The organism is candidate division TA06 bacterium, from assembly GCA_016235665.1.
In the GTDB taxonomy this organism is placed as follows: Bacteria; Edwardsbacteria; AC1; order AC1; family EtOH8; genus UBA5202.
The window spans coordinates 194,137-208,797 of sequence record JACRJI010000013.1 but is presented as its reverse complement, the minus strand read 5'-3'; the positions used below and the strand labels follow the sequence as shown (position 1 = coordinate 208,797).

Below are 14,661 nucleotides of genomic sequence, written 5' to 3'. Positions count from 1 at the left end.
TTTTGTGTTTGCTTTTTTTTCGCTGTTGATATCTTTAATGTTTTTTCTCCATTAATTCGCCACGTAGATATTGTTGGTCTCCGGGTTCACCGCCACGGCACGGGGATTTGTTCCTGCGGCCACGGCGGTGGTGCCGTTGGTGGCCCCGTCGATCACCGTCACGTTGTTGCTCCAGTAATTCGCCACATAGATCTTGTTGGTCGCCGGGCTCACTGCCACGGCACAGGGATTTGTGCCCGCGGCCACGGTGGTGGTGTCGTTGGTCGCCCCGTCGATCACCGTCACGGTATTGGTGCCTTCATTGGCCACGTATATCTTGTTGGTCACCGGGTTCACCGCCACGGCACAGGGATTTGTGCCCGCGGCCACGGTGGTTGTGCCATTGGTCGCCCCGTCGATCACCGTCACGTTGTTGCTCCAGTAATTCGCCACGTAGATCTTGTTTGTTACCGGGTTTACGGCCACGGCCTGGGGAAAGTTTCCCGTGGTAACGGTGGCGGTCACCCAGTCGGCCCGTGCCGGGGCGGTTAGGGTCAGCAGTAACATTACCGGCAATGCGGCCAACAGAACTGAACGTTTCATTGATATCCTCAACAATTATGATTAACAGGTTAGTAGTATCATAATAATACCATACGCCGGATAAAAGTCAATAAAAATAACTGCCCATGCAATGCAGATCCTTAACGCAGAATCCCGATTTAAAATTAGTTTGATATTGACAAGCCAAACATTAAGTGATATCCTAAACCAGTATGAACAGAAACTATTCAAACATATGAGACGCTGCAATAAATGCCAGCGGCCCCTGCCGCCCGGCAGCAGCTTTTACCATCTGAAGGTGATGCTGCAGCAGGGTTTTGACGGGGTGATCAAGCTGGCCCACGGCACCGACCTGGCCTCGCTTCTCAAGAAGATCGACGACCAGACCGCCGGGGTGCCGGAGCATTTGCTGGAGGGCGAGGTCCACCGGGAGTTCCTTTTCTGGCTCTGCCCCCGCTGCAAGGAAAAATACTGCGCCAATCCCCTTAACCTGCCGCTGGATAAAAACCAGGTTCCCCAGAATGTCTCGGACCTGGAAGACTGATAAAACAGTTTACTGTTCAAAAGTTTACAGTTTAGCTTTTACTGGCTACTGAATACTGACTACTGGATATTGTTGCCCAATCCCAAACATCAAATCCCAAACCACAAATCCCAAGCTATAAGATGCCCCACACCCGCTTCGCCCACCTTCACGTTCACACCGAGTACAGCATCCTGGACGGACTGATCCCGGTCAAGGACCTGATCGCCAAAGCAGTGCAGTACAAGCTGCCGGCCCTGGCCATCACCGACCACGGCAACATGTTCGGGGCGCTGGACTTTTACACCCAGGCCCGCAGCGCCGGCATCAAGCCCATCATCGGGATCGAGACCTATGTGGCCCCCAAGGGACGCACTGACCATGCCCTGGCCGAGACCGATGACACCTCCTACCATCTGCTGCTTTTGGCCCGGAACGAAAAAGGCTATAAGAACCTGCTGGTGCTCTCCTCACTGGCCTACCTGGAGGGCTTTTACCGCAAGCCCCGGATAGACAAGGAGCTTTTGTCGCAGCACGCCGAAGGCCTGGTGGCCATGTCGGCCTGCACCAAGGGCGAGATCCCCCAGGCCCTGCTCAAGGGGGACAAGGAAAAGGCCAGAGCCGCAGCCCTGTTTTACAAGGACCTATTCGGGCCGGATTTTTACCTGGAGATCCAGGACCACGGGATGGAGGATGAAAAGGTGATCAACCCCGGGTTGATCGCCCTGAGCCAGGAGCTGGGGATCGGCCTGGTGGCCACCAACGACGTCCATTATCTTGAAGCCAAGGACGCCAAGGTCCACGATGTGCTGCTCTGCATCCAGACCGGCACCACCCTGGACGACGAGAAGCGGCTGAAGTTCTCCAACCAGAGTTTTTATTTCCGCTCGCCCGAGGAGATGGTCAAACTTTTCGGACATATTCCCGGAGCCCTGGAAAACACCGTGGCCATAGCCGAGCGCTGCAACCTGACCCTGGACCAGCTGACCTGCGGCAAGCTGCATCTGCCCCACTTCAATGTCCCGGCGGAATTTCCCAGCCAGAACGCTTATCTTAAGCACCTGGCCGAGACCGGACTCAGCAAAAGGTTCGGCCAGCCCACCCCCGGCCAGCGGGAGCGGTTGTTGCGGGAGCTGGAGATCATCGAAAAGATGAACTTTGCCGGATACTTTCTGGTGGTCAAGGATTTCGTGGATTACGCCAAAAAGAGCCAGATCCCGGTGGGCCCGGGCCGCGGCTCGGCGGTGGGCAGCCTGGTGCTTTACAGCCTGGGGATAACGGACGTCGATCCCCTGCAATACCACCTTCTATTCGAGCGTTTTTTGAACCCAGAGCGGATCAGCATGCCCGACATCGACATCGACTTCGGCGACAACAAGCGGGACCGGATGATAGACTACGTGATCGAGAAATACGGCAAGGACAGCGTCTGCCAGATCATCACCTTCGGCACCATGCAGGCCAAGGCGGCCATCCGGGACGTGGCCCGGGCCTACAAGCTGGCCTACAGCGAGGCCGACCGGCTGGCCAAGCTGATCCCCTTCGGCAAGACCATCTCCGAGTCGCTGAAGACCACCCCCGACCTGGTGAAATTGATAAAATCCGATCCCCGGTTCGTGGAAGTGATAGAGGTGGCCCAGGCGGTGGAGGGCCGGATCCGCAACGCCTCCACCCACGCCGCCGGGGTGGTGATCACCCCCGGCCGGCTGACCGACTACCTGCCTCTGTTCAAAAGCCCCAAGACCGGAGACATCTCCACCCAGTTCGACATGGGCTGGCTGGAGAAGTGTGGCCTGCTGAAGATGGATTTTCTGGGCCTCCGCAACCTGACCGTGATCGAGCAGACCCTGGAGATGCTGGCCGCCAAGGACGTTAAGATCGATATTGAAAAAATCCCCTACGACGACGCCCTTACCTTTGAACTGCTGCGGCGGGGCGACACCATCGGCCTGTTCCAGCTGGAATCGGCGGGGATGCGGGACCTGACAGTCAGATTCAAAACCGCCTCCATCGAGGACCTGATCGCCATCATCTCCCTGTTCCGTCCCGGCCCCATGGACCTGATCGAGGATTTCCTTAAGCGCAAGAACGGCCAGGAGAGGATCGAGTTCGAGCATCCCCTGCTGGAGCCCATCTGCAGGGACACCTACGGAGTGATGATCTACCAGGAACAGGTGATGCAGGCGGTGCAGGCCCTGGCCGGCTACAGCCTGGGGGCCGGCTACCTGATGCTCAAGGCCATCAGCAAGAAGAAGCAGGAGGACCTGGAGAAGCACCGCCCGGCCTTTATCAAGGGCTGCCATACTGTGAACAAGATACCCAAGGAAAAGGCCGAAAAGATATTCGACACCCTGGCCAAGTTTGCCGGCTACGGCTTCAACAAGTCACACGCCGCCGGATACGCGGTGCTGGCCTACCAGACCGCCTATCTCAAAGCCCACCATCCCTTGGAATACATGGCCGCTCTGCTGACCAGCGTGATGGGCGACACCGCCAAGACCATGGCCTTCATGGCCAACTGCCGCGAGTCCAAGCTGACCCTCCTGCCCCCGGACATCAACAAAAGCCTCTACGCCTATTCCCCGGAAGAAGGATCGATCCGGCTGGGCATGGGAGTGGTCAAGAACGTTGGTTCCTCGGCGGTGGAGTCGGTCATCAAGGCCCGCCAGGCCGGCGGCGATTTCGTTTCCATAGAACAGGTATTGGAGCGGGCCGACGCCCGTCTGGTCAACCGCAAGGCCTTGGAGAGCCTGATCAAGGCCGGCTGTTTCGACAGCCTGGATCCCGACCGCACCGCCCTGCTGGAAAGGCTGGACGACCTGATGATCCGGGCGGCCCAGGCCCGGGAGGATCAGATGAAGGGCCAGACCCTGATGTTCGACGCCGGCGTGTCAGTCCCTCCGGCCGCCGCCAAGGCCCAGGCGGCTCCGGCCAAAGCCCCCCATCCCATCGACCGCAAGGCTTTTCTGGTCTACGAGAAGGAAGCGCTGGGATTCTATCTTTCAGGGCATCCTTTGGAGAAGCACACCGCCGAGCTGAAAAGCCTGGCCACCCACACCATCAGCCAGCTGGCCGAGCTTGACGACAACGACCAGGTGATAGTGGGCGGGCTGATCTCCAGCTTCAAGATCTACACTCCCAAAGGTTCAAAGCCCATGGGCTTCGTCAGCCTGGAGGATCTGACCGGCTTCTGCGAAATAGTGGTCTTTGCCGACCTGTTCGAAAGCAAGCGGGAGTTCATAAAAGAGGACACCCTGGTGCTGGTGGCCGGCAGCGTTTCCACCAAGGAAAATGAATACCCCAAATTAGTGGTGGCCGACCTGTTCCCGCTGGAGCAGGTCAGCGGAAAACTGGTGGAGTTCTTGGAGATCTCCCTGGAAGAAGACCAATTGGACCAGAAATTCAACCAGGCCCTGACCAAACTGTTGGACGGGCACCCCGGGAACTGCCCGGTGGTATTCTCGGTTAAGGGGGAGAACGGCCTGCCGGTGAAGATCAAGCCCAAGAACATAAAAGTGAAAGTAGAACACCAGTTGTTCACCGGGTTGACCGAACTGCTCCAGGGCCCGCACTTTAAACTGGGCGGCAAATGGAACCCGGCCCCGCCCCGCAAGAGAAACAACTACCAGCGCAACGGCCAGAACGACTGAACCAGGGCACCTTTAATAGGACGCGGACGCCGTAGTGAGCGGTGCGGCTGAGCCCTGCCGAAGCCTTAGTCGAACTATTTACGCAGATAAACGCGGATTCATTTTCTTTTACCATACACTATAAAAAGTATATGGTATTTTTTCGTGTTTTTTCGTTTATCTCGTGCCTGCGCGCTGAAGCGCTTTGGCGTGCAAGCGTGGGAAAAGGTTTCCCAGTTTTCTTCCGATTTTGCTTGATTTTTCGGCTATTTTTGTTATATAATCACTATATATTGTATAGTCCTAAAGCATACACACAATTTATAAGAGGGAATATGAAAACATTGCGGATATTGCTTGTATCTTCCCTGCTGTTGCTGGCGGCTTTGCCCTGTCTGGCCCTGCAGTTTGAGCAGTTGGTGGACATGCCCACCGCCGGCACTTTGAACCGGGCCCAATACTCGGTCAATCTGCGAATGCAGCCGGTGGGCGGTCTGCTGTTCGGCCTGAGCTTTGGGCTTTTTGACCGCCTTAATCTTGGTTTCTCCTACGGCGGGGACAATATCATCGGCTACGGCAACATCAATTGGAACCCCCAACCGGGATTCCAGGTCAAGTACCGCATCTTTGACGAGAGCTACGCCATGCCGGCCATTGCGGTAGGGTTTGACAACCAGGGATTCGGCTACTGGGCCGGAAGCCGCTATTTCATCAAATCCCGCGGATTCTATGCCGCAGCCAGCAAGAACTACAAATTCCTGGGCACCCTGGCCTTTCACGGCGGGGCCAGCTACAGCCTGGAAGAGCGCCACAGCGAAGACAACGAAGTTGATTTTTACGTTGGCTTGGAAAAATCCCTGAACCCAGAGCTTTGGATGGTGGCCGAATATGACGGCGCATTTAACGACAATCTCAACGACGACCAGTACGGTGAAGGCTATGGCTACCTGAACGTGGGATTGCGCTGGCTGTTCAGCAACCGCCTGATGCTGGAGGCCGACCTGAAGAATGTCCTGAGAAACGGAGAGCAAGACACCGATGCCGGCAGGATCGGCAGAACGGTGAAACTGGCGTATTACGATTCGTTTTAGATAGATCCAAGACCCAAGTTAAAAGCCCTGACGAGAGATCGTCAGGGCTTTTTTGTTACTCCTTATACTTTATGCGACTGCGGACCCTTTACCTTCCTGCGCCGAGATATACACCCCCGCCATGATGAACACCGCACCTATCATCTCAAAGATTGACGGCATCTGCTTAAGCACCAGAAAAGCCAGAATGGTCGCGCCCACCGGTTCGGCTATGATCAGCATGGCGATCCGCGGGGTGGGCAGATACTTAAGCCCCCAGTTGAAAATGCTGTGTCCCAACAGCTGCGGGCCGATGGCCATCAGCGCAAAGTAAAGATAATTTATCCTGGAGAAACCGCCCAGCGGCGTCTTGGCAACCAGGGAAGCCATCAATAGTATTACTGCCGTCATGGAATAACAAATGGTGGTATAGGTCACCAGGCTCAGCCTCTTCCGCAGGTGCCGCCCGGTCAGCAGATAGCCCGAGGCCATCAGCGCCCCGGCCAGGGCCAGCAGGTTGCCCAGGTTTCCCATCCCGCCCGCCGCCAGCGCCCTTCCCCCGATGATGGCCCCGCCGGCCACCACCACCGCGATGGCGGCCAGTATCCGGGGTCCGGTCTTCTCCCTCATTAAGACCCAGCCCAGGATGCTGACGAACAGGGGATTTATGGTCACCAGCACCACCGAACTGGTGACCGAGGTAAAGCTGAGGGAATAGACCCAGGTCACGAAGTGCAGGCTCAGGAACAAGGCGGACAGGGCGATCCAGCCCAGATCGCCCGGGGATATTCTTTTCGGCCCCGGTTGGTGGAAATAGAACGGCAGCATCAGCAGTCCGGAGAACAACAGCCTGTAAAAGGCTATGGCCAGCGGCTGGGCGGTGGACAGCTTGATCAGGATGGAGCCGAAGGATATCCCTATCACACCCAGGGCCATCACCGGCCAGAAATATGAGGGTTTTTGTGTCATTGGTGGTACTCATTGGGGCAATTCACGCGTCCGACGAAGTAGCCTAAGGCATACGTAGTTGGATGAATTGCCCAGATAGTTATATTGTGGTCATAAGCGTTCATTCCGCCATCCTTATCACTGTGTCCTTCCCGTAATTCACATCATCCCGTTCTGTATGATCCTGGTTGTAATGCAGGCCCCGCGACTCCTTGCGCTGGATGGCGCAGTCTATGATCATTTTAGCCACGGCCGCAATGTTGCGCAGTTCCACCAGGTCGGGGCTGACATGGTACTTCCAGTAATAATCGTGGATCTCGTCCATAATGGATTGCAGGCGGTTTTTGGCCCACCACAGCCTTTTGTCGTTCCGCACGATCCCGGCGTAATTCCACAGCAGCCAGCGGATGGAAAGCCGGTTCTGCCGGATCACCACCTTCTCCCGGCTGGGAACAGAACCGACGTAATCCCAGGCCGGAACAGCAGACGCTTCCGGTTTTTCCCTGACGGCGGCCGTGGCCGCCCGGTCGGCAAAAACCAGCGCCTCCAGCAGGGAGTTCGAGGCCAGCCGGTTGGCCCCGTGGACGCCGGTGCAGGCAGTCTCCCCGGCGGCATACAAACCTTTGATGCTGGTCCGTCCGTCCAGGCCGGTCTTCACTCCGCCGCACATGTAGTGGGCCGCCGGCACCACCGGGATCAGGTTTTTTAAAAGATCAATGCCCCGCTGGGCGCAGCCCTGGCTGATATTGGGGAACCGGTCATGGAACTTCTCCAGCCCTATCGGGGCAATGTCCAGGTTGACGTGGAAATCTCCGGAGGCCTTCAGCTCGCTGTCTATGGCCCGGGCCACCACATCGCGGGGAGCCAGGTCGGCCAGCTTGTGATATTCCGGCATGAAGGCCCGGCCCTTCAGGTCGCGCAATACCGCGCCCTCGCCCCGCACCGCTTCGGAGATCAAGAACGATCTCTCGTTCTCGTCCAGCGAATCCTGATACAGGGTGGTGGGATGAAACTGCATGAACTCCATGTTGGCCACGGCGGCCCCGGCCCGGTAAGCCATGGCTATGCCGTCCCCGGTGGCGATGGCCGGGTTGGTGGTGTGCAGAAAGGCCTGCCCGCAGCCTCCGGCCGCCAGCAGGGTGACGCCCGCTGCATACTCCAGGATCTTTCCGGTCTTTGGCTCAAGCACGTAGGCACCGCGGCAGGCCTCTTCCCCGCCGCTTTGGGACATGATCAGATCTATGGCCAGATGGTGCTCCAGGATGGTGATGTGGGGATGGCTGCGGATCTGGTGCACCAGGGCCCGTTCCACCTCCTGTCCGGTATAGTCCTTGGCGTGGACGATCCGGCGTTTGGAGTGTCCCCCCTCGCGCCCCAGGTCCAGATCTCCGGCCTGTCCTTTAGTGAAGGCCACCCCCAGCCGGGAAAGCTTTTCCACCAGGGCCGGACCCTCGGAGACCATGGCCTGAACCGCTTCCGGGTGGGAAAGCCCGGCCCCGGCCTCAAGGGTATCCTTGACATGGCTGGAGGAGCTGTCATCCTGGCCGAACACAGCGGCTATGCCGCCCTGGGCATAGTTGGTGTTGGACTCGGTGTCGTCCTTTTTGGTGACGATCACCACCCGGCCGTGATCGGCGACTTTTAGAGCGAAGGTCAGCCCGGCTATGCCGGAACCGATTATCAGGAAATCTGTTGAGGGCATTTTTTATCAAAATCTAATTACTAATTTCAAAATTCTAAACGATACAAAATATTCAAATGTCCGTTTTATAAAGCCTCTGTGTCTCCGTACCTCTGTGGCATTGTATCCCCGCTTCATCCCAGGACAAATATCCTGCAGAACCAGTAAACAAACGGCAGAGCGAACATCATGCTGTCAAAGCGGTCCAGCACCCCGCCGTGGCCCGGCAGCAGGTTACCGGAATCCTTGACCCCGGCATCGCGTTTGAGCAGTGATTCGAACAGATCCCCCAAAGTGCCGAAGATGACCACCCCCAGCCCGATCACCAGGGCCTGCCAGGCGGACAGTTCCCATATCCAAAACCTTGCGATCAGAAAAGCCGCGGCCAAAGTAAACAACGCTCCGCCAGCCAGTCCTTCCATTGATTTCTTGGGGCTGATCTTTGAAGCCAGCGGCCTTTTGCCAAAGGCCATCCCGGTGAAATAGGCCCCGGTGTCCCCGATCCAGATCAGGGCCATGGTCAGCACCGCCAGCTTAAAGCCCAGGACGTCATCCAGATTGCGAAGCAACAGCAGGTGTCCCAAAAGTCCGGCAACGTAGACCACCCCAAAGACAGTCGCTCCGGCCCGGACCAGCGATCCGTCCACCCCGCCCTTGACCACCATCCAGCTGAATAAAAGAAGCAGCCAAAGCGTCAATGCTCCGGCGGCAATGAAAGTTGGATTGATAAAACAGTGCCATAAGAGGGCCCCTCCTGCCAGGCCCCAGGCAGTGAGAGGTATAATTCCCTTAGCCCGGGCCAGTCCGTAAAACTCCCAAAGCCCCAGCAGGGACAGGGCCAGCACCGCCGCTCCCAGCCACCAGCCTCCGTAGTAGACCGTGGCCAGCAGGGCCGGAATGCCCAGCACCGCCACCAGTGACCTTAATCCCAGACCGGAGAATATATTTTTTGCGCTTCGATCCTTGGGTCTGAACTCTTGTTTATTTGTTTGTTCCATTGCAATGCCTGAATATTTGTCGTTGATCGGCACTAAATATTTTGTGTTCCCTTCGGCTGGCTCAGGGCATGCTTTGTGCCTTTTGTTGTTGAATGGTTAGTACTGTTAAATGATATTATGTCTGAGCCTGCTTGTCAAGCAAATTAATGAAAAGCCCCGATAAATAGTCATCGGGGCCTGTTTGCTTTTTATGAAACCAATTCCCTCGCCATCACAAAAACTATCTCCGTTGTTTCTTCTTTAGCTTTTTTCACAAAAACTACTTTGAATTTATTGGTTATTTCCCAAAGTTATAGCTTACTCCAAAATTAAAATCCAATCCAGAAAAATCTTTATTCCCTTTTATAAAGTGATATCCTATAGTACCTGGTATTGAGAAGTGTTTTGATATTTTCCAATCACTACCAATGACTGCACAAAAACCAAAAGTATACTCTGAAAACAGATTCATAGAACCCGTACTATCTGTATATTGATCAATTGTTTCGCGATAATAATTGATATTGGCTTTGATAATGGGATCAAATAGGTCACAGAATTCATTAATATTATGTTGTATCCCCAAACCAAACCCATCCACTTTAGGATATATTAAATCTCTTGCATAAGGTTTCCCGGACATTCCAGTCCACCTCCAGTATTCGGCAGTAAAATCAACATTTTTGTTGAGTGTATATCTAAGGCAAACTGACAATCCTTTACAATCAAAGCTGTTAAAACTATCGTTTCTTGTACTATCCAGGTTGTTTGGAAATGTAAATACATTGGCAGTGTAATAATTAACAAGACCAAACGATATATGATACCTTCCATTAAATTTTCCGGGCGTTTTAACGTCCAGCGTATCTCCATTCGATATACTATAGATACCAAGTAACAATGTAAACATTATAACAGATCTGGTCATCAGGTTATTCCTTTATTGGGATTCTGACAATTATTAAGTTTGGTGATTGATCATAAATGATACAACTAAATGGAAACATAAGTCAACAATAAAGTAGTCACTTGCCAATTCAACCAAAAACAAATACCTCTTTCCTCAATGGGAAGAGACAAGGTAGAGATCACTACACCGCTTTATAAACAACAGCGGGCCGGATTTTCATCCGGCCCGCTTTATGATCAAAGACCCGTGCCTTGATCCAAGTCCTTAAAAACTACTGAACCTGTGCGGCCCCCGGGGCTTCCTTGGGCGCTTCCTTCAGATACGGCTTGATGTCCTCGGCCTCCTGGCCCGATATCAAAGCCTTCTGGGAAAGGGCTATCCGGCGGTTGTTGACGTCGATCTCGATGATCTTGAGGTCCATCTCCTCGCCGCCCTTGAAGGTCTCTTCCAGCTTGGTCTCGTCTACCTTGTCCAGTTCCGAGACCGGCACGAAGCCCTCAAAACCCTTGTCCATGTCCACCAGCAAGCCCCGCTCCAGCGGCCGGTTCACCTTGCAGTGCACCGTCTGGCCCAGGGTAAAGCTCTGGCCGACCGTGTTCCAGGGGTCCTCCTCCATCTGCTTGATGCCCAGCGATATCCGGTGGTTCTCCTTGTCGATGTTGGTGACCACCACGTTGACGTCATCGCCCTTCTTGACCACATCGCCGGGGTGCTTGATGCGCTTGGTCCAGGAGATGTCGGAGATGTGGATCAGGCCGTCGATCCCGTCCTCCAGCTCCACAAAGATGCCGAAGTTGGTGATGTTGCGGACCTTGCCCACCGCCTTGGCCCCTATTGGATACTTGGCCTCGATGCTGGTCCAGGGATCCGGCCCCAGCTGGCGCAGGCCCAGCGATATCTTCTGCTCGGCCTTGTCTATCTTCAGCACCATCGCTTCCACCGAGTCCCCGATGGAGACTATCTTGGAAGGATGCTTCACCTGGCGGGTCCAGGACATCTCGGAGATGTGGATCAGTCCCTCCACCCCCTTCTCCAGCTCTATGAAGGCGCCGTAATCGGTGATGGATACGATCTTGCCGAAGATCTTGGTGCCCACCGGGAACTTGGACTCGATGCTCTCCCAGGGATGGGTGGTCAGCTGCTTCAAGCCCAGAGAGACCCGGGACCTTTCGCGGTCGTATTCCAGGATCTTGACCTTGACCTTTTGGCCGATCTGGACCAGTTCCGAAGGATGGCTGATCCGGCCCCACGACATGTCGGTGATATGGAGCAGGCCGTCCAGGCCGCCCAGGTCCACGAACACCCCGAAATCGGTGATGTTCTTGGCGATGCCCTCGCGCACCTGTCCCTTGTCTATCTCGGCCAGGATCACCGCCCGCTGCTTGTCGCGGTCGGCGTCCAGCACCACCCGGCGCGAGACCACTATGTTGCGCTTCTTTTTGTTGATCTTGATGATCTTCAAGGGAATGGTCTGCCCCAGCAGGCTGTCGATGGTCTCCAGCGGCCGGAGGCCGATCTGGGAGCCCGGCAGGAAGGCGTCCACGCCCATCAGGTCGATGATCAATCCGCCCTTGACCTTGCGCAGCACTTTGCCGTCCACCACCACCTCGCTGTCCAGGGATTTCTGGACCTTGTCCCAGACCTTGATGAAGTCGGCCTTGATCTTGGACAGCACGATCTGCCCGTCCTGGTCCTCCACCTGCTCCAACAGCAGGTCTACCTTTTTTCCGATCTCGATGGCGGTCCGGTCCAAAAATTCCACCACCGGGACGATCCCCTCGGATTTGAACCCGACGTCCACGATCACCGATTCCCCGGAGATCCGCAGGACGGTGCCGGTGACGATCTCGCCCTCCTCGAATTTCCTGTTGCTGGTGAATTCCTCCAGCAGTTTCCGGAACTCGCCCGAACCCTCCTGATCATCCTGCTCCAGCAGGTGGTCCTGTGACAGAAGCTCCTCGCTTGGTTGTTTGGTTTTTGCCATGAGTTTTATTAAAACTCCTTTCGGTATAAAATAGGCCGACTAATGCCAGCCTTGCCATTTTTTCTGTAAAACCGCTCTAAGCTGTGAGCTTTACGCTGTACCTTATTTAGATTTAAGTTCCTTGATCCGGTCCACAACTTTTTTGACCATGCTGTCCGGAGTGGACGCCCCGGCCGTGACCCCGGCCTTGGAGCAGTTTTGGAACCATTTGGCCTTCAGCTCCCGTTCTGTTTCCACATGATAAGCCGGACGGCCCACTTTACGGCAGAGTTCCAGCAGGCGCGAAGTGTTGGCCGAGTTGCGTCCGCCCACCACGATCATCACGTCGGAATCCTTGGCCAGCCTCATGGTATCCTGCTGCCGCACTTTGGTAGCCTGACAGATGGTGTTGACGATGTGGATGTCTTCGGCCTTCCTCCCGAAAGATATCAGGGCCTCTATAAAATCCCCGGCCGAAAGCGTGGTCTGGGCCAGCACCCCCAGTTTCTTCTGGACCTTGAAATCGTTGTGGTTGTAGACCACCGAGTTGGGGCCGGCATACCCCTTTAAGGCCACCACCTCGGGATGCTCGGCCTCTCCCACTATCACCACCTGGCGTCCTTCGGATTTAAGCAGGGCCGCGGCTTTCTGGGCCTTGGTCACAAAGGGGCAGGTGGCGTCCACGATCCTGATCCCTTTTTTCCTGAGGCCGGCCATGACCTTGGGGTGCACCCCGTGGGAGCGGATGATGACCGTGCCCTTTTTGATTCTGGATGGGCTGCTGACCGCCTTGACCCCGCAGGCCTCCAGCTGGGCCACCACCTGGGGATTGTGAATGATGGGTCCCAGGGTATATACCGGCGTTTTAGATTTCTTGGCTATCTCAAAAGCCAGGTTCACCGCCCGTTTCACCCCGAAGCAGAACCCGGCGCTTTGGGCCACTTTTATCTTCATCGGGAACTTTCCTTCAGCTCGGCTATCCTCTGCATGATCAGGCAGCTCAGGCCGATGTACCCTTCCTTGTCGGAGGGGAACGCTTCTATCTCGGCCGGGGTTATCGGACGGCCGAATTTGGTCGTCAGCTGATGTTTTCCGGAAAGCAGGTCCCTCCATCCCAGGTTGGTACCCCGGATGAAACAGGGAACCACCGGGACCAGCTGCTGCCTGACCAGAAGCCCTATGCCCGGTTTTGGTTCCAAAAATTCATCGGTCCGACTGCGGGTGCCTTCGGGAAAGACCAGCACCGCCAGGCCCTGATCAAGTTTTTCCTTCAGCAGCCTGAATACCTGGGAATCCCAGCCGCCCCGCCTGATGGGAAAGGCGTTATGGCTGGTGATCAACGCCCTTAATGGGGGAAAGACGAACAGCTCCTTCTTGGCCATGAAGGCGATCTCCCTGGGCACACAGGCCCCCACGTACGGCGGGTCGATCAGGGCGATGTGGTTGGAAGCGATGATCAGGGGTCCCTGCCGGGGGATGTTCTCCCGGCCCTCCACCTTCCACCGGAAAAGCGCGCTGAAAATGATGTTCAGGCAGTGCCAGGTCAGCCGGTATGCCCGGGAATTGAAGGCCCGGCTTTCCCAGATCATGCCTGCTCCTTTTGTATCTTTTCCGCCCGGGCCATCACCATCTCCACCTGCTGGTCTATGGTCAGGGTTGAAGTATCTATTACCAATGAATCCCGGGTGCAGGTCAGGGGGCTGTCGTCCCTCTGGCTGTCCTGCCGGTCGCGGTTCTCTATCTGCTTCTCCAGTTCTTTCAGGTCCATGGTCATGCCGTTGGCCTCCAGTTCGGCTTTGCGCCTGCAGGCCCGCTGTTGGATGGAGGCCTTCATGAAGACCTTGACCTCGGCCGTGGGAAAGACCACCGTGGTTATGTCCCGGCCCTCCATCACCACCCCGCCCGCCCGGCCCATCCGCTGCTGCAGCGCCACCAGCCTTTGGCGGACCGAAGTGATGGCCGATATGTCCGAGGCGGCCTGGGAGACCTCCGGGCTGCGGATCAGCCCGCTGACATCAACCCCGTCCAGAAAAGTGGCCGGGCCGTTGGAAGTGACCTCCTGGCTGATGTCCGTCTGTTCCATCATTTTGGCTATGGCTTCCCGGTCGCTGAATGAGATCCCCAGACGCAGGGCCTTTAAACCGGCTGCCCTGTACATGGCCCCGGTGTCGATGTACAGGTACCCCAGCTTCTGGGCAACCATCCTGTCGGTTTTACTTTTGCCGGTGGCCTCCGGGCCGTCTATGGCTATCACCGGTTTGCGAGACATCAACTGAATTGCTTGTTACAGATTATAAAGTCGTTTTGACTATACACTATCCACTATTCACTATCCAGTATTCACCGGTTATAGATTACTGACTAGTGGATACTGGGTACCGCCAATGGAACACTTCTGATTGTCGCCGGTTGATTGA

General features: G+C 55.8%; 12 protein-coding genes. 3 read left to right on the top strand and 9 right to left on the bottom strand.

Annotation, left to right across the window (positions count from 1 at the left end):
* Nucleotides 1–51: 51 nt before the first annotated feature.
* Nucleotides 52–582, bottom strand: coding sequence for a YncE family protein (locus tag HZA73_08920; GenBank protein ID MBI5806154.1), 531 nt, complete (start codon nucleotides 580–582; stop codon nucleotides 52–54).
* 196 nt (nucleotides 583–778) lie between these two features.
* On the opposite strand from HZA73_08920, the gene HZA73_08915 reads away from it, so the two are divergent.
* From HZA73_08915 to HZA73_08905, 3 genes are all read left to right on the top strand, one after another.
* The gene (locus HZA73_08915) at nucleotides 779–1,087 is read left to right on the top strand and encodes a hypothetical protein (protein ID MBI5806153.1); all 309 of its coding nucleotides are present in this window, start codon (nucleotides 779–781) and stop codon (nucleotides 1,085–1,087) included.
* 122 nt (nucleotides 1,088–1,209) lie between these two features.
* Entirely contained in the window at nucleotides 1,210–4,716 is a 3,507-nt protein-coding gene (locus HZA73_08910; protein ID MBI5806152.1) for a DNA polymerase III subunit alpha, read from the top strand.
* A gap of 314 nt (nucleotides 4,717–5,030) precedes the next feature.
* Complete coding sequence (locus tag HZA73_08905; protein MBI5806151.1) at nucleotides 5,031–5,786, top strand: YjbH domain-containing protein; 756 nt, start codon at nucleotides 5,031–5,033, stop codon at nucleotides 5,784–5,786.
* Nucleotides 5,787–5,855: 69 nt separating this feature from the next.
* Here HZA73_08905 and HZA73_08900 read toward each other — a convergent pair whose 3' ends face one another.
* From HZA73_08900 to HZA73_08865, 8 genes are all read right to left on the bottom strand, one after another.
* Nucleotides 5,856–6,734, bottom strand: coding sequence for an EamA family transporter (locus HZA73_08900; GenBank protein MBI5806150.1), 879 nt, complete (start codon nucleotides 6,732–6,734; stop codon nucleotides 5,856–5,858).
* A gap of 100 nt (nucleotides 6,735–6,834) precedes the next feature.
* On the bottom strand, nucleotides 6,835–8,415 hold the full coding sequence (gene nadB, locus HZA73_08895) for an L-aspartate oxidase (GenBank protein ID MBI5806149.1): 1,581 nt from the start codon (nucleotides 8,413–8,415) through the stop codon (nucleotides 6,835–6,837).
* A 113-nt stretch (nucleotides 8,416–8,528) separates the two neighbouring features.
* Nucleotides 8,529–9,392: a phosphatidate cytidylyltransferase gene (locus HZA73_08890; protein ID MBI5806148.1), complete on the bottom strand. Its 864-nt coding sequence runs from the start codon at nucleotides 9,390–9,392 to the stop codon at nucleotides 8,529–8,531.
* 277 nt (nucleotides 9,393–9,669) lie between these two features.
* Nucleotides 9,670–10,299, bottom strand: coding sequence for an outer membrane beta-barrel protein (locus HZA73_08885; protein ID MBI5806147.1), 630 nt, complete (start codon nucleotides 10,297–10,299; stop codon nucleotides 9,670–9,672).
* Nucleotides 10,300–10,552: 253 nt separating this feature from the next.
* Nucleotides 10,553–12,265, bottom strand: a complete 1,713-nt coding sequence (rpsA, locus tag HZA73_08880; GenBank protein ID MBI5806146.1) for a 30S ribosomal protein S1 — start codon at nucleotides 12,263–12,265, stop codon at nucleotides 10,553–10,555.
* A gap of 102 nt (nucleotides 12,266–12,367) precedes the next feature.
* The gene (ispH, locus tag HZA73_08875; GenBank protein ID MBI5806145.1) at nucleotides 12,368–13,198 is read right to left on the bottom strand and encodes a 4-hydroxy-3-methylbut-2-enyl diphosphate reductase; all 831 of its coding nucleotides are present in this window, start codon (nucleotides 13,196–13,198) and stop codon (nucleotides 12,368–12,370) included.
* The gene (locus HZA73_08870) at nucleotides 13,195–13,833 is read right to left on the bottom strand and encodes a 1-acyl-sn-glycerol-3-phosphate acyltransferase (protein MBI5806144.1); all 639 of its coding nucleotides are present in this window, start codon (nucleotides 13,831–13,833) and stop codon (nucleotides 13,195–13,197) included. Before HZA73_08870 ends, ispH begins: the two co-directional genes overlap by 4 nt.
* On the bottom strand, nucleotides 13,830–14,513 hold the full coding sequence (locus HZA73_08865) for a (d)CMP kinase (protein MBI5806143.1): 684 nt from the start codon (nucleotides 14,511–14,513) through the stop codon (nucleotides 13,830–13,832). The genes HZA73_08870 and HZA73_08865 overlap by 4 nt, the downstream gene beginning before the upstream one ends.
* Between the last annotated feature and the right edge of the window lie 148 nt (nucleotides 14,514–14,661).

Coding starts and splice junctions, on each gene's coding strand:
- HZA73_08920 (MBI5806154.1), bottom strand. CDS start 582: ATGAAACGTTCAGTTCTGTTGGCCGCATTGCCGGTAATGTTACTGCTG.
- HZA73_08915 (MBI5806153.1), top strand. CDS start 779: ATGAGACGCTGCAATAAATGCCAGCGGCCCCTGCCGCCCGGCAGCAGC.
- HZA73_08910 (MBI5806152.1), top strand. CDS start 1,210: ATGCCCCACACCCGCTTCGCCCACCTTCACGTTCACACCGAGTACAGC.
- HZA73_08905 (MBI5806151.1), top strand. CDS start 5,031: ATGAAAACATTGCGGATATTGCTTGTATCTTCCCTGCTGTTGCTGGCG.
- HZA73_08900 (MBI5806150.1), bottom strand. CDS start 6,734: ATGACACAAAAACCCTCATATTTCTGGCCGGTGATGGCCCTGGGTGTG.
- nadB (MBI5806149.1), bottom strand. CDS start 8,415: ATGCCCTCAACAGATTTCCTGATAATCGGTTCCGGCATAGCCGGGCTG.
- HZA73_08890 (MBI5806148.1), bottom strand. CDS start 9,392: ATGGAACAAACAAATAAACAAGAGTTCAGACCCAAGGATCGAAGCGCA.
- HZA73_08885 (MBI5806147.1), bottom strand. CDS start 10,299: ATGACCAGATCTGTTATAATGTTTACATTGTTACTTGGTATCTATAGT.
- rpsA (MBI5806146.1), bottom strand. CDS start 12,265: ATGGCAAAAACCAAACAACCAAGCGAGGAGCTTCTGTCACAGGACCAC.
- ispH (MBI5806145.1), bottom strand. CDS start 13,198: ATGAAGATAAAAGTGGCCCAAAGCGCCGGGTTCTGCTTCGGGGTGAAA.
- HZA73_08870 (MBI5806144.1), bottom strand. CDS start 13,833: ATGATCTGGGAAAGCCGGGCCTTCAATTCCCGGGCATACCGGCTGACC.
- HZA73_08865 (MBI5806143.1), bottom strand. CDS start 14,513: ATGTCTCGCAAACCGGTGATAGCCATAGACGGCCCGGAGGCCACCGGC.